The organism is Virgibacillus dokdonensis (assembly GCF_900166595.1).
Taxonomy (GTDB): Bacteria; Bacillota; Bacilli; order Bacillales; family Amphibacillaceae; genus Virgibacillus; species Virgibacillus dokdonensis.
Map to the genome: position 1 here is coordinate 1,515,267 of NZ_LT745763.1, position 19,859 is coordinate 1,535,125.

At 36.4% G+C, this 19,859-nt stretch carries 18 protein-coding genes; 13 read left to right on the plus strand and 5 right to left on the minus strand.

The genetic code is table 11. The features are described from left to right. The first annotated feature begins 15 nt into the window (after nucleotides 1-15). A complete protein-coding gene (locus B2C77_RS08580; protein ID WP_077703242.1) occupies nucleotides 16-516 on the plus strand; it encodes a DUF84 family protein in 501 nt (166 codons plus the stop codon). Nucleotides 517-782: 266 nt separating this feature from the next. Here B2C77_RS08580 and B2C77_RS08585 read toward each other — a convergent pair whose 3' ends face one another. Then, nucleotides 783-1,223 (minus strand): YtoQ family protein, encoded by a 441-nt coding sequence (locus B2C77_RS08585; RefSeq protein ID WP_077703243.1) that lies wholly within the window; start codon nucleotides 1,221-1,223, stop codon nucleotides 783-785. Between the two features lie 438 nt (nucleotides 1,224-1,661). On the opposite strand from B2C77_RS08585, the gene B2C77_RS08590 reads away from it, so the two are divergent. From B2C77_RS08590 to B2C77_RS08625, 8 genes are all read left to right on the plus strand, one after another. After that, nucleotides 1,662-1,979: a thioredoxin family protein gene (locus tag B2C77_RS08590; protein ID WP_077703244.1), complete on the plus strand. Its 318-nt coding sequence runs from the start codon at nucleotides 1,662-1,664 to the stop codon at nucleotides 1,977-1,979. A 30-nt stretch (nucleotides 1,980-2,009) separates the two neighbouring features. After that, nucleotides 2,010-2,819, plus strand: a complete 810-nt coding sequence (locus B2C77_RS08595; RefSeq protein ID WP_077703245.1) for a DUF1444 domain-containing protein — start codon at nucleotides 2,010-2,012, stop codon at nucleotides 2,817-2,819. 21 nt (nucleotides 2,820-2,840) lie between these two features. Then, complete coding sequence (gene ytpR / locus B2C77_RS08600) at nucleotides 2,841-3,443, plus strand: YtpR family tRNA-binding protein (RefSeq protein ID WP_077703246.1); 603 nt, start codon at nucleotides 2,841-2,843, stop codon at nucleotides 3,441-3,443. A 364-nt stretch (nucleotides 3,444-3,807) separates the two neighbouring features. Next, on the plus strand, nucleotides 3,808-6,384 hold the full coding sequence (locus B2C77_RS08605) for a DNA translocase FtsK (RefSeq protein ID WP_077703247.1): 2,577 nt from the start codon (nucleotides 3,808-3,810) through the stop codon (nucleotides 6,382-6,384). 378 nt (nucleotides 6,385-6,762) lie between these two features. After that, the gene (locus B2C77_RS08610; protein WP_077703248.1) at nucleotides 6,763-7,875 is read left to right on the plus strand and encodes a nicotinate phosphoribosyltransferase; all 1,113 of its coding nucleotides are present in this window, start codon (nucleotides 6,763-6,765) and stop codon (nucleotides 7,873-7,875) included. Nucleotides 7,876-8,043: 168 nt separating this feature from the next. Next, a complete protein-coding gene (gene murC, locus B2C77_RS08615) occupies nucleotides 8,044-9,342 on the plus strand; it encodes a UDP-N-acetylmuramate--L-alanine ligase (protein WP_077703249.1) in 1,299 nt (432 codons plus the stop codon). A gap of 356 nt (nucleotides 9,343-9,698) precedes the next feature. Beyond that, nucleotides 9,699-10,103 (plus strand): DUF948 domain-containing protein, encoded by a 405-nt coding sequence (locus tag B2C77_RS08620; RefSeq protein WP_077703250.1) that lies wholly within the window; start codon nucleotides 9,699-9,701, stop codon nucleotides 10,101-10,103. A gap of 23 nt (nucleotides 10,104-10,126) precedes the next feature. Then, nucleotides 10,127-10,546 carry a YtxH domain-containing protein gene (locus B2C77_RS08625; protein WP_077703251.1) on the plus strand — a complete coding sequence of 140 codons (420 nt, stop codon included), beginning with the start codon at nucleotides 10,127-10,129 and terminating at the stop codon, nucleotides 10,544-10,546. Between the two features lie 213 nt (nucleotides 10,547-10,759). On the opposite strand, the gene pilM is transcribed toward B2C77_RS08625, so the two are convergent. Next, nucleotides 10,760-12,889 (minus strand): pilus assembly protein PilM, encoded by a 2,130-nt coding sequence (pilM, locus tag B2C77_RS08630; protein WP_077703252.1) that lies wholly within the window; start codon nucleotides 12,887-12,889, stop codon nucleotides 10,760-10,762. Between the two features lie 295 nt (nucleotides 12,890-13,184). On the opposite strand from pilM, the gene B2C77_RS08635 reads away from it, so the two are divergent. From B2C77_RS08635 to motS, 4 genes are all read left to right on the plus strand, one after another. Continuing rightward, nucleotides 13,185-14,255, plus strand: a complete 1,071-nt coding sequence (locus B2C77_RS08635) for a bifunctional 3-deoxy-7-phosphoheptulonate synthase/chorismate mutase (RefSeq protein WP_077703253.1) — start codon at nucleotides 13,185-13,187, stop codon at nucleotides 14,253-14,255. Nucleotides 14,256-14,583: 328 nt separating this feature from the next. After that, nucleotides 14,584-15,534: a catabolite control protein A gene (gene ccpA / locus B2C77_RS08640; RefSeq protein WP_237342863.1), complete on the plus strand. Its 951-nt coding sequence runs from the start codon at nucleotides 14,584-14,586 to the stop codon at nucleotides 15,532-15,534. A gap of 59 nt (nucleotides 15,535-15,593) precedes the next feature. Then, nucleotides 15,594-16,424, plus strand: coding sequence for a flagellar motor protein MotP (gene motP / locus B2C77_RS08645; RefSeq protein ID WP_077703255.1), 831 nt, complete (start codon nucleotides 15,594-15,596; stop codon nucleotides 16,422-16,424). Next, complete coding sequence (gene motS / locus B2C77_RS08650; protein WP_077703256.1) at nucleotides 16,414-17,220, plus strand: flagellar motor protein MotS; 807 nt, start codon at nucleotides 16,414-16,416, stop codon at nucleotides 17,218-17,220. Before motP ends, motS begins: the two co-directional genes overlap by 11 nt. Nucleotides 17,221-17,351: 131 nt before the next feature. On the opposite strand, the gene B2C77_RS08655 is transcribed toward motS, so the two are convergent. The 3 genes from B2C77_RS08655 to B2C77_RS08665 are packed head-to-tail and all read right to left on the minus strand — an operon-like array spanning nucleotide 17,352 to nucleotide 19,830. Further along, on the minus strand, nucleotides 17,352-18,527 hold the full coding sequence (locus B2C77_RS08655) for an acetoin utilization protein AcuC (protein ID WP_077703257.1): 1,176 nt from the start codon (nucleotides 18,525-18,527) through the stop codon (nucleotides 17,352-17,354). Beyond that, a complete protein-coding gene (locus B2C77_RS08660; RefSeq protein WP_077703258.1) occupies nucleotides 18,524-19,177 on the minus strand; it encodes an acetoin utilization AcuB family protein in 654 nt (217 codons plus the stop codon). Before B2C77_RS08660 ends, B2C77_RS08655 begins: the two co-directional genes overlap by 4 nt. After that, nucleotides 19,177-19,830 (minus strand): GNAT family N-acetyltransferase, encoded by a 654-nt coding sequence (locus B2C77_RS08665; RefSeq protein ID WP_077703259.1) that lies wholly within the window; start codon nucleotides 19,828-19,830, stop codon nucleotides 19,177-19,179. Before B2C77_RS08665 ends, B2C77_RS08660 begins: the two co-directional genes overlap by 1 nt. Between the last annotated feature and the right edge of the window lie 29 nt (nucleotides 19,831-19,859).

Sequence of the window (19,859 nt, forward strand, 5' to 3'; positions counted from 1 at the left end):
AAGGTAATAAAGCAAATGAGGATTATAATTGGTTCAAAGAATAAAGCAAAAATTAAAGCTGTCGAAAAAGTTTTTCCAAATGCTTCTATTACATCCAAAGGCGCTTCATCAGGAGTGTCAGCACAGCCCTTCTCTGATGAAGAGACGAAGCAGGGCGCGATTCATCGTGCCCTTCACTGTATTCAAGGGGAAACAAATACATTTGGGATCGGACTAGAAGGTGGCGTCATGTTTATTGGTAATAAATTATACCTTTGTAATTGGGGAGCGCTAGCGTTACCGGATCAACTCTATACAGCTAGCGGTGCTCGCATTCTTTTGCCACAAGAAATTACCAAAGAACTTCTAAAAGGCAGAGAACTTGGTGAACTTATGGATGCATTCGCCCATCGAAAGCAAGTTAGACAAAAAGAAGGAGCAATTGGTATTTTTACAGCAGAGCGAATATCTAGGATAGACATGTTTTCTCATGTGATAGAATTATTGCGTGGACAATGGGAATATAATCAGCTCTAAAATACTACATATGTTGCATTATAAAAAGCCTGTAGTTATCTACGGGCTTATACGCTGTTATTCTAATTTGTAAACTGATTTAACCGTGTCGACGTTATTATTTATTAGTAGATAATGTAGAGCACCGATGGATTTACTGTGAACGTATAGAAAGAAGTTTATATCAATAGAGGTTAGAGCAACGTAACGCCAAGCCTTGTAAGTTAGAAAAATGAATTGATTATTGGGCAACCAGTGGGAGAAAATCCCACTGGTTATAAATCCGTTTATTCAAAAATGTATGCAATGACGTCTAAAGCCTGCTCCACAGTTTCAACGGTCACATTTGCTTTTTCCGACAGTTCCTTGAGAGGATGAATTAAAGATTTCGGTCGAATAATTATTGTAGGTTTATTTAACGTAATTGCCTGACTTGCATCCATTGCTGTATTCCATTGTTTATAGCTTTCCCCAAAGAGTGCGATAACAATATCAGCTTTTTCCATTAATACTTGCGTACGAAAATTATTAATGCTTGAGGCAGCCTCATCTTTGTAGAGAGAATCAGGTTGTTTTCCTAAAATAGCTTCTCCGATATTGTCAGATCTTTCATGATTGGTTTGCGGGGCAACGAATTGTAACGGCAGTTCTTTTGTTTCTGCCAACTTTTTTACTTCACCGCGCCAGTTATCATGTATTTGACCAGCTAAATAGACAGTAAGTTCCATCATATCTCCTCCTTGTATAATTACATCTATCGTAACTGAAAACAGTGCGTTTGAGAAGTTCCGTCGTTTTTAGTCCGGACATAATTGCTTGAAAGAAGCGAGTTGACAAAGTTAACTGAATAACAAGCGATACCTTTACCTCGCTATAGAGGGGGTAATGTTAGGGTTATCGTGTTAGCTTCTAAGTACAATGGTTGAAAGAAACCATGCTTGCAAAACTTATTTAAAAGAGTATTCAAGTTCAAGTCGTTTTAATTTTATCCTAATTCATAGTAAGATAGATGTTGAAAAACTAGAACGTTGGTGGAGACGGAGGATAGTGTGTGTGAGACAAGTATTGCCTGTAGTTAGCATACAGATAAAACGTCCTGTGAATGGAAACAAAGTTACATGTGTTTTCAATATAACTTAATATATACATTGAAGGAGTAGATAACCGTGAAAACGTTGACGAAACAAGAATCATTTACACAAGTAATAAATCAAGGGAAGGTTGTGCTTTATTTTACAGCAGGATGGTGTCCAGATTGTACGGTAATTGAGCCCATATTGCCAGAAATTGAAGTAGCTTATCCTGATTATTTGTTTATAAAAGTAGATAGAGATGAATTTATGGATATTTGTCAAGATTATTCTATTTTTGGCATTCCTAGTTTTCTTGCGTTTCAAGATGGAGAAGAAGTAGGGAGATTTGTAAGTAAAGATCGAAAAACAAAAGAAGAGATTATCCAATTTATGGACGGTCTTCCGAGCTAAAATCCTAGCTTAAAGTAAGGAGCGAGCAATATGCAAATGACAAGTATCAAATTAAAAATGCTATTAGATGAACGGTTTCAAAATGACAATTGGCAAACGACGTATAATCGCGATAAAGATACTTTTCGGGTAGAATGGAAAGCATCGAAACAAGGAATTACTATTACTTTACCAAATGTTGTAGCGAAATATAATCAAAAAGGCGAATCAGTCATTGATGATTTAGAGGATCATGTAAAAGAAGCATTACGAATTATGAACGAAGAACAACAATTGGAAGGTATGGAAAAACAGATATTTCCAGTTATCCGGTCTACCTCATTTCCAACTAAAACGAATGTCAATAATAAGCTTATTTATAAAGAACATACGGCTGAAACACGTATTTTCTATGCTATTGATCTAGGGAAATCGTACCGTTTAATTGACCAATCGCTAATTGAAAAAGAAGGTTGGTCAGAGGAGCGAATTGATGAGATTGCATCATTTAATTTACGTTCTTTGCCAGTAGATTATAAGCATGATCAAGTAGCAGATAATGATTTCTATTTTCTTGCTTCCCAAGATGGCTATGACGCTAGTAGAATTTTGAACGAAGCGTTTTTGGAGGAAATGAAAGCAAATAGTAAAGGGGAAATGGCAGTTGCCGTCCCACACCAAGATGTATTTATTATTGCAGATGTGCAAAATAAAATGGGGTACGATGTTTTAGCGCAAATGACGATGAAATTTTTCGCTGAAGGTAGAATTCCCATTACTTCTTTGCCAATGATTTACGAAGATAAACATCTTGAACCAATATTTATACTTGCTAAGAATAGACCAGAAAAAGACAATTAAAGTAAAAAAAGGATGAGAAGGATGAACATATTTTATAACGTTGATGGTATTGGTGATGTATTGATTATACCGTTGAAAGAAGGAAATCGTTACCAAATTCAGCATGATAGAATAGGTGACATTGTACGAATAACGAATGAGCATAATAAAGTTATAGGCTATAATATTTTTCAAGCTTCTAAGCATTTTTCCTTTCTACAAGCAGGAAAAATGGCGTTAACAGAAGATATACTAAGAGAAATACAACAGCTTTTTGAAACGCATCAATTAAATGATGACTTTGATTTTGACTTAAGCGCTAAATTTGTGGTTGGCTATGTTCAAGAAAAAAAACAACATGAAAACGCAGATAAGTTGAGCGTTTGCCAAGTGGATGTAGGTGATGAAGTATTGCAAATTGTTTGTGGGGCGCCAAATGTAGAAGCTGGTCAACATGTTGTCGTGGCAAAAGTAGGTGCAACGATGCCAAGTGGGTTGAAAATCAAGCCAACTAAATTAAGAGGGGTGCCTTCTAATGGCATGATCTGCTCGCAAAAGGAATTAGGCTTACCAAATCCACCAAAGGAAAAAGGTATATATGTTTTAAATAATTCCTATGAAGTTGGATCAGCATTTAACATTTAATCTAACAAAGAAAACAACCTGTGCATAAAGGTTGTTTTTTCTCACTATAGGGAGTATAAAGTTTTATTGGAATATCTGTGTTGTAAGCTCTTCATTTTAAGAAATGAAAGATGCGGTCTGGACAAGTCTACAACGTTCGAGCATAGGAAAGTATAGCTTTTGGCTATAAATGAAACGAAGGCTTTGATCATAGAGCCTTTCGTAATAAGTTTTTTCTGAAAGTGTTTTGAAAATGGTTATTCATTGTTGAGATACCAGTTTGACTTTATTGTTTCTATCATTTATGAAAATAATTTTCAATATGGACTAAAAAACTGCTACAATGGATAAAGACAGTTTTAATATAAAGAAAGAGTGAGTAGAAATGTGGGATAATTGGAAGAAAAAAATAAAGCGCCTTTTTATAAGTGATGAAGAAAATCATCGAGATGAAGATATGCAGCAACCAGATAGACATCATCCTGAGGCCAAAATGATGTATCAATATCCTGCAAAAAAATCATTTCGCTTTCCTGTAGTTCCGGATAAAGGAAATGAAACGAGTCAGCATCGTAGTTATTCTGACAAAAATGAAGCAGTTGAAAATAGAAGTAATCCAAAAATACAACAATCAAGCATACAAGGTCACACATTTTCCAAATCAACAGGAGATGACGTATCTAAATATGATACACCAGCATTTCGAAGAAGGGATGTGAATCATTCTAATCCGAGACATACAACGGTGCAAGGCTATAAAGATGAACATTCGAAGCATAAAGTATATAAAAAAAATCCGGACCAACCATTTCGGCCAACAGAAGTTCCTTCACCTATATATGGTTTTCACCCACGAAATGAAAACAAGGCGAAAGTAATAGAGGAAGTTCCTGCCTATAAGCGTAAGCAGGAGGCTGATCCATTTAAAGATTTGGAAGCATTGAAGGAGGAGTCATCTAGAACGGAAATTAAATCTGTAGATACTGAAGTTCCTGCTTATCTACGTAAACAAGCAATAGAAGATGTAAAGCAATTGGCAAACAGTAAATTACAAAATGAGAGTTATTCTAAGCGGAACACGAAAGAAACAAACTTTGAACAGAAGGAAACAATAAATGACCTAAAAGAAGAAGAAACGTATCAAAGTGCAATATTGGAAAAGCAAGAAAAGCATACAGATGCAAGTATAGCTAATGAACAAAACCAGAGCGCATCTGAGGCTTTTGATCAAGAAGATACACAAGAACAAGTAGAAGCTAAGCAAGAATCCGCTGCAACGGTAATGAAAGAAGAACGGAGCGATGATGACCAACAGAAAGAAGATAAACGAACGAATCAAACAAAAACAGAACCAAAACGGGAAAATCGTTTATCACAAAGACGAAGACAACAGCAAATGGGAAAAAATAATGTTCCATTTAATGTCATGATGACACCGAGAGATAAGAAAAACTTATGGGATCGAACAAAGCAAAAACAGAATAGAAATGCTGAGGAAACACGGTCTAGCCAATCGACAAATGAGTTAGCTGATACGATAACGGAGCACAGCGCTGTGAAGGAAATACCTTTGCATTTATTAAATGATATAGAGGATCATTCCTCAGATGATAAGGCATGGTTGGATGAACAACAGCAGCTTCTTGAACAAACGCTAAAGTATTTTAATGTCCAAGCAAAAGTAGTAAATGTTACCCAAGGCCCTTCCGTTACAAGATTTGAGGTTCAACCGCAGCTTGGGGTTAAAGTTAGCAAAGTGAGAAACTTAAGTGATGATTTAAAACTAAATATGGCTGCAAAAGATATTCGAATTGAAGCGCCCATTCCGGGTAAGAATACTATTGGGATAGAAATACCGAATAGAAAACCACAAATGGTAGGGTTACAAGGCGTGTTTGCAACAGAAGCCTTTAAAAAAAGCGAATCACCCTTAACCATTGCTTTAGGCCTAAGTATAGAAGGAGAACCTTTAATTACCAATATTCAAAAAATGCCTCATGGTTTAATCGCGGGTGCCACGGGGTCTGGGAAAAGTGTCTGTATTAACACAATTTTAATTAGTTTATTGTATAAAGCCCACCATGAAGAAGTGAAATTTTTACTTATTGACCCTAAAATGGTGGAATTGGCTCCTTATAACGGAATCCCTCATCTTGTTTCACCGGTTATTACAGATGTGAAAGCTGCTACCGCTGCTTTAAAATGGGCTGTTGCTGAAATGGAAGAACGCTATGAAAAATTCGTTCACGAAGGCGTCCGTGATATAGAGAGATATAATGAAAAAATGGTCAAACAGCAACAGATGGAGAATAAGCTTCCTTTTATTGTTATTGTCATTGATGAACTGGCAGACTTAATGATGGTCTCCCCACAAGATGTAGAAGATGCGATAAGTAGAATTGCACAAAAAGCAAGGGCTTGTGGAATTCATCTAATATTAGCAACTCAGAGGCCTTCTGTGGACGTGATCACTGGATTAATAAAGGCTAACATACCTACAAGGATTGCCTTTAGTGTGTCTTCTCAAGTTGATTCTAGAACTATACTTGATACAAGCGGGGCAGAGAAGCTACTAGGAAAAGGGGATATGCTGTTTATAGAGAATGGTTCTGGAAAAACGGTTCGTCTACAAGGACCATTTGTATCTGATGATGAAATCGACAGAGTGGCAAGTTACGCAAGAAGTATTGCCCCTGCTAATTATTTATTTGAACAAGAACAGTTACTAGAACAAATCCATACAGAAGAGGAAGAAGATGATCTTTTAAAAGATGCTATTTTATTTGTGCTAGAGCAAAATGGAGCCAGCACATCTTTGTTGCAACGTCATTTTAAAATAGGTTACAATCGAGCTGCTAGATTAATTGATACGCTCGAACAGCGGGGGATTATATCGGGGCCAAACGGTAGTAAGCCGAGAGAAGTTTTAGTTACGTCAACACAAGTGGAGGACATGATATAGGACAACTTCATGCCAAAAGTAAATTTGTTGCAGCTTGCCTATTCATTGGCATATCCTCTTGCTAGTATTACCAAAGTTACCAAGTACGTGCAAGTTACTGCATTGAATTAAAGTAATCATCTCCATATTAAAAGCTTACGTAATACCCTTGTTGTAGAAATATTCAGTAGAAGAACAGTAACTTCTACTGAATGGGATTTTTGTATTACGATTTGCAAAAAATACGCTGAGCTATAACATAAAACAGTATCTTTTTCTAACACATTTGTCTTTTTTGGGATAGCTATGTTTTTGTAGTGGACACTAATTCTTGTTTCCGGCACGATTTTTTTATATGATATGTTTAATGATCACATATAAAGGGAGAAAACTGACACTATGAAGGAAATTGAACAAAAGCTAAATGGGAAAATTGAACGTTTGACAAACAAAACCTTCAAATTTGATGAGCGCATTAAGGAAGGCTGGTTCTCGGCAGTATATTTTTTGAAAACAAGAGAGATAGCTGCAAAAAAATTACCTAACAACCAAGTGACAATGCAATTTTTTCAAAAAAACGATGCGGTATTATGTGGGTCGGATGAAGCAATAGCTTTATTACATAAATTTGCGGATAATGCGGAGACACTGGAAATCCATTCATTAAAAGATGGAGACAAGATTAGACCGTATGAATCTGTGTTAACTGTATCTGGGGCTTATCATCAATTTGGCTTTTTAGAGGGCATTATTGATGGGATTTTGTCTAGAAGAACATCTGTCGCAACCAATGTATATAATGTGGTAAAAGCGGCCCGGACATCAGGGAAACAAAAGCCAGTCATTTTTATGGGAGACCGTGATGATCATTATACACAACAAGCTGGAGATGGTTATGCAGCATTCATTGGTGGATCAACAGCGCAAGCTACACACGCGATGAATGAATGGTGGGGAAAAGAAGGAATGGGAACCATGCCTCATGCGTTAATCCAGATGTTCCGCGGGGATATTGTCGCAGCTTGTAAAGCATATCATGAATTATTCCCTGAGGATGATCTAGCAGCACTTGTTGACTATAATAATGATGTAATCACAGATTCTCTGAAAGTGGCACATGCATTTGGCAATGAATTAAAGTCTGTTCGTCTAGATACGTCACGTACATTAGTTGACAAATACTTTCTACGCAACCATCATTTAATGGGGACATTTGACCCAAGGGGAGTTAATCCAAAGCTCATTTTTGCGCTAAGAAACGCATTGGATGAAGAAGGGTTCTCACACGTGAAAATTATGGTTAGTGGTGGATTTACAGAAGATCGTATTGTAGAATTTGAAAAGCTAGGCGTTCCTGTGGATATGTATGGTGTAGGTAGAAGCTTACTTAAATTGAATATTGGCTTCACAGGCGACAATGTACTTTTGAATGGTACACAAGAAGCAAAAGAAGGAAGACGATATAGACCAAATCCACGGTTAGAAAAAGTTCCTTATACCGAACAAACGTAATTCTATTCCTAATCGCTTTGGTAGAGGTTAAAGATACAAGGGCTTGTAAGTAAACTTTAAAAAACAGGTTTTCTTTTCTCATCTGGAAAAGAATTTGCTATAATAAGAAACTGTGCAAAATAGTTAAAAGAGGATTGAATCTTTTTACAACAATTTGGAGGTTCATTTATGACAACTTACCATTTTATTGGTATAAAGGGAACAGGAATGAGTGCTCTTGCTCAAATCCTGCATGATTCTGGAGAGAATGTGCAAGGGTCAGATGTGGAGAAACGATTTTTTACGCAAGAAGCATTGGAAGAAAAGAATATTCCCATTTTTCCTTTTGCAGAAAGTAACATCAAAGAAAATTATACGGTTATCGCTGGGAATGCATTTTCTGATAACCATCTAGAAATAAAAGAAGCAAGAAGGTTAGGCGTAACCTTCTATCGTTATCATGAATTTCTTGGAGAATGGCTAAAGCAATATACAAGCATTGCAGTTACTGGCGCACATGGTAAAACATCAACGACTGGTCTGCTCAGTCATGTCTTGAGTAGTTCTTTTCCCATTTCTTATTTAATTGGAGATGGCACAGGTAAGGGGCATGTGAATAGCAAGTATTTTGTGTTTGAGGCTTGTGAGTATCGCCGTCATTTTTTACGTTATGAACCCGATTATGCGATTATGACAAATATTGATTTTGATCACCCAGATTATTTTACAAGTATTGATGACGTTTTTAGCGCTTTTCAATCTATGGTAGAACGTGTAAAAAAAGGTATTATTGCTTGTGGTGATGATGAACAATTACAACGGATACAAGCAAAAGTTCCTGTTGTTTATTATGGGTTTACTGATACGAACGATTTTCAAGCTCAAAATGTAATGGAAACGGAGAACGGAACAACGTTTGATGTATTTGTCAGGAATACGTATTATGAAACTTTCTCTATTCCAATGTATGGAAATCATAACGTATTGAATGCATTAGCAGTAATTGCTATATGCCATTATGAAGGAATAAACGCTGAGTGCATGAAGCATTTGGCTAGTTTCGGCGGTGTTAAGCGGAGATTCACTGAAAAACGAATAGGAAATCAGGTACTTATTGATGACTATGCGCATCATCCAAAGGAAATAAACGCTACTATTGATTCAGCCCGAAAGAAATATCCAAATAAATCTATTGTAGCGATTTTTCAACCACATACATTTACAAGAACAAAAACATTTTTGCAAGAATTTGCTGATAGCTTATCACAAGCAGACCATGTTTATTTATGTGATATATTTGGTTCAGCAAGGGAAGAAAGTGGTCAATTAACCATTCATGATTTACAAAAACTAGTGGATAATAGTTCACTATTAGAATTAACAGATACCAAAGGTTTACAGAAATTTTCCGATAGCGTACTTATTTTTATGGGGGCAGGCGACATTCAAAAATTTCAAGAGGCATATGAAAAAATATTGACCACATAAATAATAAAGGAGAGTCTGATGAAAAAGCAGACTCTTTCATTTTATTACACTATAGGAAAGTATAAAGTTTTTAGGGTTTATAGTATAAGAAAAACTACAGATTTTGCCATAAGACTTGGGGACGAGCCAAGTTTTTCTAGAATAAATAAAGGAATTATGGTTTTTGTTGTCGAATAATAATACTATAGGAAAAGAATAAGAAAAACGATAAGCTATCTACACATGTTTTATTTGTAACACAATTGGGTAACTTAATTTATGTACAATCTTTGTTTAATACGTTAGATAATATTAAGGGAATTATTTAAAGCTATGTTGACAACATGATAAAGTTAGTAAGGGAGTGAAGAAGTAATATGGAAATTTTAGCATATATTGCCGCGGTGATTGCAGCCATCGCATTTGTGGTTTTAGTTGTATACTTGGTTATTACGTTAAAAGCAGCAAGGGAAACTTTACATAATGTATCTAAAACATTATCTAGTCTTGAACAACAAGTGCAAGGAGTCACGGAAGAAACAACACAATTATTAACAAAAACAAATCAGTTAGCAGATGATATGAATCAAAAATCAAGTAAATTAAATAGTCTATTTGATGGTTTTAAAGGTGTTGGTAATACAATAACAGAATTTAATCATTCGTTAAGAGAGTTAACAAATAGTGTTTCAAGAGCAGCAAAAAAGAACCCTGAGAAAACGTCACAAGCAATCAAATGGGGAACTACTTTAATGGAACTATGGAAGAAAAAAAATAAATAAGTACAGTGTAGGAGGAATAATAAATGGCAGATAATCAGTTCAATAGTAAAGATTTTATTTTAGGAACATTTATAGGTGCAGCTGTCGGTGCATTGACTGCTCTATTAATGACACCGAAAACCGGAAAGGAATTCCGTGATGACATTAATACGGGGGCTAATCAAGTAAAGAAGAAAGCATATGATTGGAAAGAAGTAGCTCAAGAAAAAGGAACTAATTGGAAAGACAAAGCTTATACCACTGGTTCTGATTTAAAGAAAAAAGCAATGGAATCTACATCACAGGTAACAAAAACAGCAGCAGAAAAAACAAAAGATGTAACACAAGGTGTACAATCCAAACTAAAAGAAAAGCGTAAAAAAGAAGATGAAGCATTAGAAAAAGCAGAGGACGTTGCAGAAGCAATGGAGGAAGCAGCCGAAGAATTAGAAAAGAAAAATTAATAAATGTTGCCTCCTCGTATAGAAAAACGTGGCTTCATCGCTATGTGAAAACATATAGTGTAAACGAAAACAAGCACCTCGCTTTGTAGGTGCTTGTTTTTTTAAGCGTTATAGTTAAAGTATAAATCCATAAATTTTTGCGAATAAGCCACGTTTTTCTTAACATAATAGTACCTTGTATGCTATTCGTGCCGTAAAACTTGTGAAAATCTTTTATTCTGACCAAATAATTTCTAGCTCATCACCAGGTTGTATGCTTTCATGAAATTGAGCTGGTTGCTTGTTTTTGTAAACTTGGAATTTCCCGCTTGCTGAAGATAGGTCTAAATCTACATGTTGAAATACATCTTGATAAATAAAGCCATTATTCTGAGTAGATATTTGCAACTTATCTCCACGATCAAGTAAACTATCTCCCTTTAATCGCTCGTCTTTTCTTTTTACTATATATGCTGGTTGGTTTAATTGAATTTTTTTTCCGTTAAAGAATACAGTTATAGATCGCCAATAATTTTTTCCTTCTTGAGCTAATAAATCCTGCACGTTTGGTTGCTTGCCTTGGATAATTTCAATATGATCACCGTCATAAAGAAGGTGGGAGGGATCTACTTTTTGTTGATTAATGAAAAATTGTGCCTCTCCAATAGAAAGTTGAACTTCCTTTCCATTCACAAAGATGGAAAAAGGCTTGATTCTATCATATTCGATACTAGACAATTGTTTGATTACATCTTGAAGTCGCTTGGGCTGAAACCAATCGATAATGTCATTATCTTGAATTACATCATCTTTTTTCGCTGGTTGCTGATTAACGAAAAACGTAGGAGAAATTGTATGCTGATGATTTTCAAACCAAACGGTCATTGGTTTTACTTCACCAATCAATTCATAAAGGGTAATGGTAGCAGATTGTCCATCTTTCCCTCTTTCAATTTGAATATAGTCACCATTTTTTACTGGTTTATCGACGGTAGTCACAGTTCCGTTTAACATTATTTGTGGTGGCTCTCCTAACTCCCCAGGTAAAGTGATTTTTCTTCCGTTTACAGTAATAATCGAAGCAGCACCTGGCCTTCCATACCACTTATGAACATCTATCCCTGCTTGGATAAAGCAATCTCCAACTGTTAATGTACGCATTTCAAATAGTCTTAGTGTAAGTTCATTTAGGTAGACGCTAATATAATGAACAGGATTCCGTTTTGCAGCAATGGCTATACCAATAGGTGTGACGAAATCTGGTTGGATAGGTAAATTCTCATTAAGAGTAAGTTGTTTAATGGCACTAATATCTCTTACAGCAACTCTATTTTCGGGGAGTTCAAGTTTTTTGGCAATCATTTTTGTTATCTTCGGTGTGAGGCTTCCTCCACCAATTAACATAACAGCCTTTGGAGGCTTGCCATTTAATTTTAAAATTTCTTCCGTGATTTTTGCAGCCAAAAAGTCAATAGCAGAAGTGATATCTTTGGTTAATTGCTTATAAGATATGGTCGTTTCAAAGCCAAGAATATCTTGCGCTTTTGCTTCTTTATGTTGCACAATAGCCCTTTTAAAAGTTTCGGCGTCGGGGAAGTCTAATAAATATGTATCACTGATAGCTTCCGTAATTTCATCACCTGCGACTGCGACCATTCCATAAGCCGCAACCGTTCCATGGTTTGTAATCGCGATGTCACTAGTGCCTGCACCTATATCAACCAAAGCAACATTTAATCTTCGCATTGATTCAGGTATTAGTACATCCATTGCTGCAATTGGTTCAAGTGTCAAAGCTTCCATTTCTAGTTCAGCTCTGGAAAGGGCAGCTAAGAGGGACTCAACAACTACTTTAGGTAAAAATGTAGCAATAATTTTAGTGCTTGCTACCTCACCACGCTGATCAATGAGGGAACCTATTTGCTGTTCATCGATATAATAGTGGAGAACAGAATAACCGACGCAATAATATGGATAGGTATTCGCAACCTGTTCTTGTTGGCTCACTTTTTCTAGAGCATCTTGCACGGCGCTTAGTTCTAAATGCTGAACGATTTCAGAATCTTTAATAGGCTGATTTTGCAGGGATAACGTGGCTGTGCCATTCATGGTAATTAGTGAGCGTCCTGCAGCTGCAACGCAGACTTTAGTTAATGTCCCATGTGATTGTTCAAGCTTTTCTTTCACTTGGTTAATTGTGTTAGCAACAGCAACAACATCATGTATTTGACCGTCACACATAGAACGGTGATTGTGCTCGATCATACAGAAGTCGATAACTTCAAAACCTTCCTTGTCTTGATTTAAAATAATTCCAGTAACGGAACGTGTACCAATATCCAGGGCAAATATCTGTTCTTTCATTAAGCATAATCCTTTCATACAACGAATATGAATCCATTCTTATCATATCATCTACCACATGTAGTCTAAAGTGGTAAGCCTCTCTTTTTATGGTTAAGTATATCGTATTTCATTACATTTTAAATCGAAGCGGTTAAGTACACCAAATAATGTGCCGTTGTTTCTAAAAATAGAGACAAATTACAATGAATACGCTTCATTATACATGAATTTTAAAAATTAATCGACAAAGGGTATATAATTAGCTATAATATTCACTAATTATTAAAAAACCTAAGCATAGGGGGAATATAAAATGAGCGAATTAGATCAAGTAAGAGATAGGTTAGATAAAGTAAACCTAGAAATCTTGCAATTAATTAATGAGCGAGCAAAACTAGTTCAGCAAATCGGGGACATCAAAGCAAAGCAAAGTATGAAGCGGTTTGACCCTGTGCGGGAAAGAGATATGTTAGATCAAATTACTTCTAGTAATGACGGGCCGTTTGAAAATGCGACGATTGAGCATATTTTTAAAGAAATATTCAAGGCCAGTTTAGAACTGCAAGAAGATGATCATCGTAAAGCATTGCTCGTATCACGAAAGAAAAAGCCTGAAGATACCATTATTGATATTAATGGTGCAACAATTGGAGATGGTAATGTTCATTTTATTATGGGTCCTTGTGCTGTCGAAGGGTATGAACAAGTTGCGACAGTTGCCAAAGCAATTAAACAGCATGGCGTAAAGCTTTTGCGAGGAGGAGCATTTAAACCAAGGACATCTCCTTACGATTTTCAAGGTTTGGGTGTCGAAGGGTTAGAAATCTTAAAAAAAGCTGCTAAAGAGCATGATTTAGCAGTAGTTAGTGAAATTGTAAATCCAGCACATATTGAAGAAGCACTTGATTACTTGGATGTCATTCAAATTGGAGCAAGAAACATGCAGAACTTTGAATTGCTCAAGGCTGCTGGTGACGTCGATAAACCAGTTCTATTGAAACGTGGTTTATCAGCAACGATTTCTGAATTTATTAATGCTGCTGAATATATTATATCCCGTGGTAACAAAAACATTATCTTATGTGAGCGAGGAATTCGGACATATGAAAAAGCAACTCGAAATACATTAGACATTTCTGCTGTTCCTATTTTAAAACAGGAAACACATTTACCAGTTATGGTCGATGTTACACATTCAACTGGTCGGAGAGACTTACTATTACCTGCAGCTAAAGCGGCTATTGCTATCGGAGCTGATGGTGTAATGGCTGAAGTACATCCAGACCCTGCAGTTGCACTGTCAGATTCCGCGCAACAGATGGATGTTCCGACATTTCACCGTTTTATGGAAGAAATGAAAGATATGGCAGAAAGAATGAAGTAAAATAAAAATAGGAATATTACTTGGTAAATATGTGAAGAATGTGTATAATAGAATAGATAACACCTCTTCTTAACAAGCTAATCGTACCTAGTATTATAATATTGCGAACTAGGAGGCTTCGAGTTACTTGCCTTTCTATAATAAAACCAGTAGAATATGCTGAATAAAAAAGGTTGAAGGACAATCAGAAGCCTTCAACCTTTTTTGCTTTGAAAAATTTTTCATAGTAGAGTATGATATAGAAAAAAGAGAACGATAATTAGTATAGGAGGAAAAAACATTGAATAACATTACTATATATGATGTGGCAAGAGAAGCAAATGTGTCTATGGCTACGGTTTCTCGTGTCGTTAATGGAAATCCAAATGTGAAACCTACAACAAGAAAGAAAGTACTAGCTACGATTGAGCGTTTAGGATACCGACCAAATGCTGTGGCAAGAGGTTTAGCAAGTAAGAAGACAACAACTGTTGGAGCGATTATTCCTGATATATCAAGTATTTTCTTTGCGGAACTTGCAAGAGGAATTGAGGATATCGCGACGATGTATAAGTACAATATGATTTTAAGTAACTCGGACCAAAATGAAGAAAAAGAAATTCAATTAATAAACACGATGTTGGAAAAACAAGTTGACGGCATTATTTTTATGGGAGGAAATATTTCTGATCAGCATGTACAGCAATTCAAAAGCTCTTCTGTGCCTGTTGTGTTGGCGGCAACATACGATGAAAATAACGAAATTCCTTCTGTAAACATTGATTATGAACAAGCGGCGTATGAAGCTACGCAATTTCTTATTGAGCAAAATAAATCAGTGCCTGCGTTTGTATCAGGGTTAGAAGAAACACATATCAATCAGCTGAAATATAAGGGTTATGCCCGTGCTATAAATGAAGCAGGTTTATCTGTAAACGAGTCACTCATTGTAAAAGGAGATTACTCTTATAATTCAGGTATTGAAGCAGTAAATCAATTATTAGATGAAAATGAAAAACCAGCAGCTGTTTTCGTTGCTTCTGATGAAATGGCTCTTGGCGTTATTCATGGAATTCAAGATAAAGGATATCGTGTTCCAGAAGATATTGAGGTATTTGGCTTTGATAATACTCGATTAGCAACGATGGTTCGCCCAACACTATCCACTATTGTACAGCCTATGTATGATATTGGAGCAGTTGCAATGCGCTTATTAACAAAGTATATGAACAAAGAAGAAGTTCAGGAACAAAGGGTAGTTTTACCTCATCGAATTGAAAAAAGAAATTCAACAAAATAACTAGGGTGCCGATATAAGGAATAGAGATGATTCAACTTCTATTCTGAGGAGAGAGAACTATGAGAAAACGCGATATATTAACTCCTTTTGGCATTACTATGGGTTTCATCATGATTATGTTAGCGATTGTTTCCAAAAGTGGATCGTCTGAAGGAGCAGGTTTGTTTTTGGATATTTCTTCTATTTTCATTGTAATTGGTGGTTTAGTTGCTTCGATGCTCATTACGTTTAAATTCGAACAAATTAAGCTGACAAAAAAAGTATTGAGTGAAGCTTTTCATAAACATGATCAGCGCCTACCAGAATTAATTACATTATTTGTCCATTTATCTGAAAGGGCTAGACGAGAAGGGCTTCTAGCTTTAGAAAATGAACTAGAGGAAGTAGAAGATCCGTTTATAAAAAAAGGCATTTTGCTTGCTGTGGATGGAATTGAACCTGAAGTTATTAAGGACATTCTAGAGGCGGAAATTATTGCTGTAGAAGATAGGCATTTCCGAGGGAGGGCTTTAATTGAAAAAGCAGGTGAATATGCTCCTTCCTGGGGAATGATTGGGACACTTGTAGGTCTTGTATTGATGCTTAATAATCTTCAAGATCCTACTGCGCTCGGACCAAGTATGGCTGTAGCACTACTTACAACACTTTACGGAACTGTACTTGCAAATTTAGTCTTTATTCCAATGGCAGCTAAATTAGAGAGTAAGACAGAAGAAGAAGTGTTTATGAAGCAAATTACGATCGAAGGTGTTATTGGTGTTCAATCTGGTCAAAACCCGCGAATTTTAGAAGAAAAACTAAGCGCTTTTTTATCTAATGAGGATCGGAAAAAGCAACAACAACTTGATGAACAACCTGGTTTCATGGAGGAAAGTATTCATGAAGCGTAGGCAAATCAAGAAAACAGCCAACAAGGGTGCCCCGAAATGGATGGTTACTTATTCAGATATGGTAACACTTATATTAGTGTTTTTTGTGTTGCTTTTTTCCATGTCACAAATTGATTTGGTTAAGTTCGAAGCTATTTCTGAATCATTTCGTAATCGCATGATTTTTGATTTTTATCCTTCTGCGGTCCCAATGGAAAATCCAACTGAGCAATCAAGCAATAAAGAAAATGGCGAGCAGTCTAATGAGTTTGACTCACCAACACAACTACCTGACACAACAGATAAGGACGCTAGTAAAGATGATGGAGGGTCCTCTTTAGATCAACTGTTGCAAGAAGTAGAAACATACTTGGATAAAAATGATTTAAATAATGTGATAACTGCCACACGAACAGATCAAGGCGTAGAACTGGTTTTGCAGGACAGTCTTTTGTTTAATACAGGGGAAGCAGTTATTTTAGAATCAGGAAAGCCATTTTTAAATAAGGTGAGTTCTTTACTACATAATATTCCAAATCCTGTACTTGTTGAAGGTCATACAGATAGTAGGCCGATCTCTAATTTTAGATACCCTTCGAATTGGGAATTATCAGGAGCAAGAGCTGGAAGTGTGATCCGCTATCTACTAAATGAAAACCAATTTGATAAATCACGGTTTTCTTCTGTTGGCTATGCGGATACAAAGCCAGTTGCGCCAAATAATTCATCAGCTAATTGGAGTAAGAACCGTCGGGTAGAAATTGTTATTTTGGAAGAAAATAATTTGCAAAAAATGCAAGAAGGAGAAACTGACTAAAGTTTCTTCTTCTTCTTTTACTATAGGAAAGGTTTTTTTAACTAAAAAATGGGCTCATTCTTAGCTAGAATGTATATTATATTTGTCTTAGAGTTAGAGTCTGTAAGTTAGATGAAAGAGCCCTTATAGTTTCAGTATAGCTTCAGCTGGTCTGAAGGTTTAGCAGTATATTTCAATAACTGTTGTAAAGCAAGATTGTTTTTCTCAGAAATTTCTTCTTTTCTAGGAATGACAGGAACAATAGAAGGGTCATCTTCCCAATGAGTTGGAAGGGTAACAGGGCTCTCTTTTTGCCATTTTTCTAACCAGGATGTCGGCAATTCGCCTTTCGCAGGCTTCATATTGTGCATGACATTCCAAACTTGCGCCCAAGCACGGGGAACAACTCGCCACATATCATAGCCCCCTCCGCCTAATGCAACCCACCTCCCGTTACAATACTCATGTGCTAATTGATGTGCTAATAAAGGTATTTGCTCGTAAATAGCCATTGTACTACATAAATGGGTTAATGGATCGTAACAGTGCGCATCCGCGCCGTTTTGCGTTATAATTATATCTGGTTTAAAAAATGCTGTAATTTGAGTTAACGCTGTTGTATACGCATTCAAAAACGATTCATCTTCTGTGAATGCATCAATAGGCAGATTGAAGCTATACCCATGGCCCTCCTTTATACCACGCTCATTAACATTCCCTGTACCTGGAAATAAATATCTTCCTGTTTCATGAATGGAAAAGGTGCACACATTGGGGTCATCATAAAATGCCCATTGCACACCGTCACCATGATGCGCATCCGTATCGACATAAAGAACACGTAAATTATAAACTTCCCTTATATAACGAATAGCAATTGCACCGTCATTATAAATGCAAAATCCCGATGCTTTTCGTTTAAATCCATGGTGCAGACCGCCACCAAGATTCAATGCGTGAGTCGCTTTGCCTAATAGCACTTCATCAACAGCTGTAAGGGAACCTCCTACAAGATAGGAAGACGCTTCATGCATTGCTGGGAATATAGGCGTATCTTCTGTTCCAAGGCCATATTCAGTAGCTCTTGGTTCTGGAAGCATACGTTTACTTGCTTGTTTAACTGCTTCAATGTATGCATGATCGTGAAATAATTTTAATTCTTCTTCCGTTGCCATTCTGGGTGAGATGATTCGGCCTTCTGGTAAAGTGCCTGTTGCTTGTAGCAATTCCGTTGCCAACAGTACTCGTTTTTGGTTGAAAGGGTGGTCTTCGTGAAAGTGGTATTGCAATAAGTTATCAGAGAACACAAATTTAGCCGTACACGTCATCGATTTGGCCCCGCAATATGATTCGGAGCAAGTAGTTCGTAACCAGCCTCACGAAGATCTTCAATAACAGGGAGTGGATTCATAGTTTGTATACGAAAGACCAAAATTTTATAATTTGGATCATCTTTAGAAGGATAAACGAGTACAGAGACAATATTTGTTTTGCGTTTGCCAAGGATAGCCGTCACTTCAGGTAAGATACCAGGCCGATGAGGTACTTTTATTTCAATATGAGAGCTTTGTACATGAGTGCCAGTTAATTGAATCATCGTGTATAGCATGTCTTTTTCTGTAACAATACCAACTAGCCTATTTCCTTCTCTAACAACTGGCAAGCATGCTATTTCTTTATCGTAAAATATTTTAGCTATTTCCTCCACGAAATCTAATGGATGGATCGTAATTACTGGTTGACTCATAATGGATTGTATTTCGTGTTGTAAATTATGTTTATCTGTAGCGGATTCGAAAATGGAAGGACTGGCATCCCGAACATCTCGATCAGAAACGATGCCTGTGACCTGATTATCATTTTCAATAATTGGAATGTGGCGTATCTTATGTTGATTTAATAGATCCAGTGCTTCTTGTATAGTCGCTGTAGGAGGTAGTGTGATAACCTCTGTTTTCATAATTTCTTCGACTAGCATTATAATCCCCCCTGCATATTTCGGTATTTATGTCTTTGTAGAAATCGTAACGTATTGAAACGTTTGATGGAGTGCTCAGAAACATTTTTACCAATTCGAACCATCAAACAATTGGCTGGGTGGGAGATAATTTCTGGGTCATCTGTTGAAGCAGGGACTAATCCACCAGCAGCCATCATTTTCTCCATTACTTTTCGATAATCCCAGATACTAAGCTTTGTACCATTTAAATCCCAATGCCAATAGTATTCTGTTGAAATAATTATATAGTTTTCCATGAATGCATCCATCATAGATACTTCAAGTAACGCAGATGCAATTCTTGCACCACGAAAAGCAGGAATAACTTCAATAGCGCCTAGCTCAATTAATTCATCCATCTTAAATTCAGACCAACGTTCTAAAGGGTCTGGATGTAAATAAGTAACATAACCAATAATTGTGTCATTTGTCCTTGCTATGATAATGCGCCCTTCAGGAAAAGTAGAGATATTCAAAATAGCTTCAAATTGTTTTGAGGGCGGTCGAAATGCAATTAAATCTTCATGGAATTTATATTGCTGTAATTCTTCTTTCTCTAATGGTCCTTCAATGGTGATTGTTTCTGTTGGTGTTTCTCTTGTTAGCGCATAATGCTTTTTTTCATGTTTCATTAGCCCACCACCTAATTATATAATCCGCT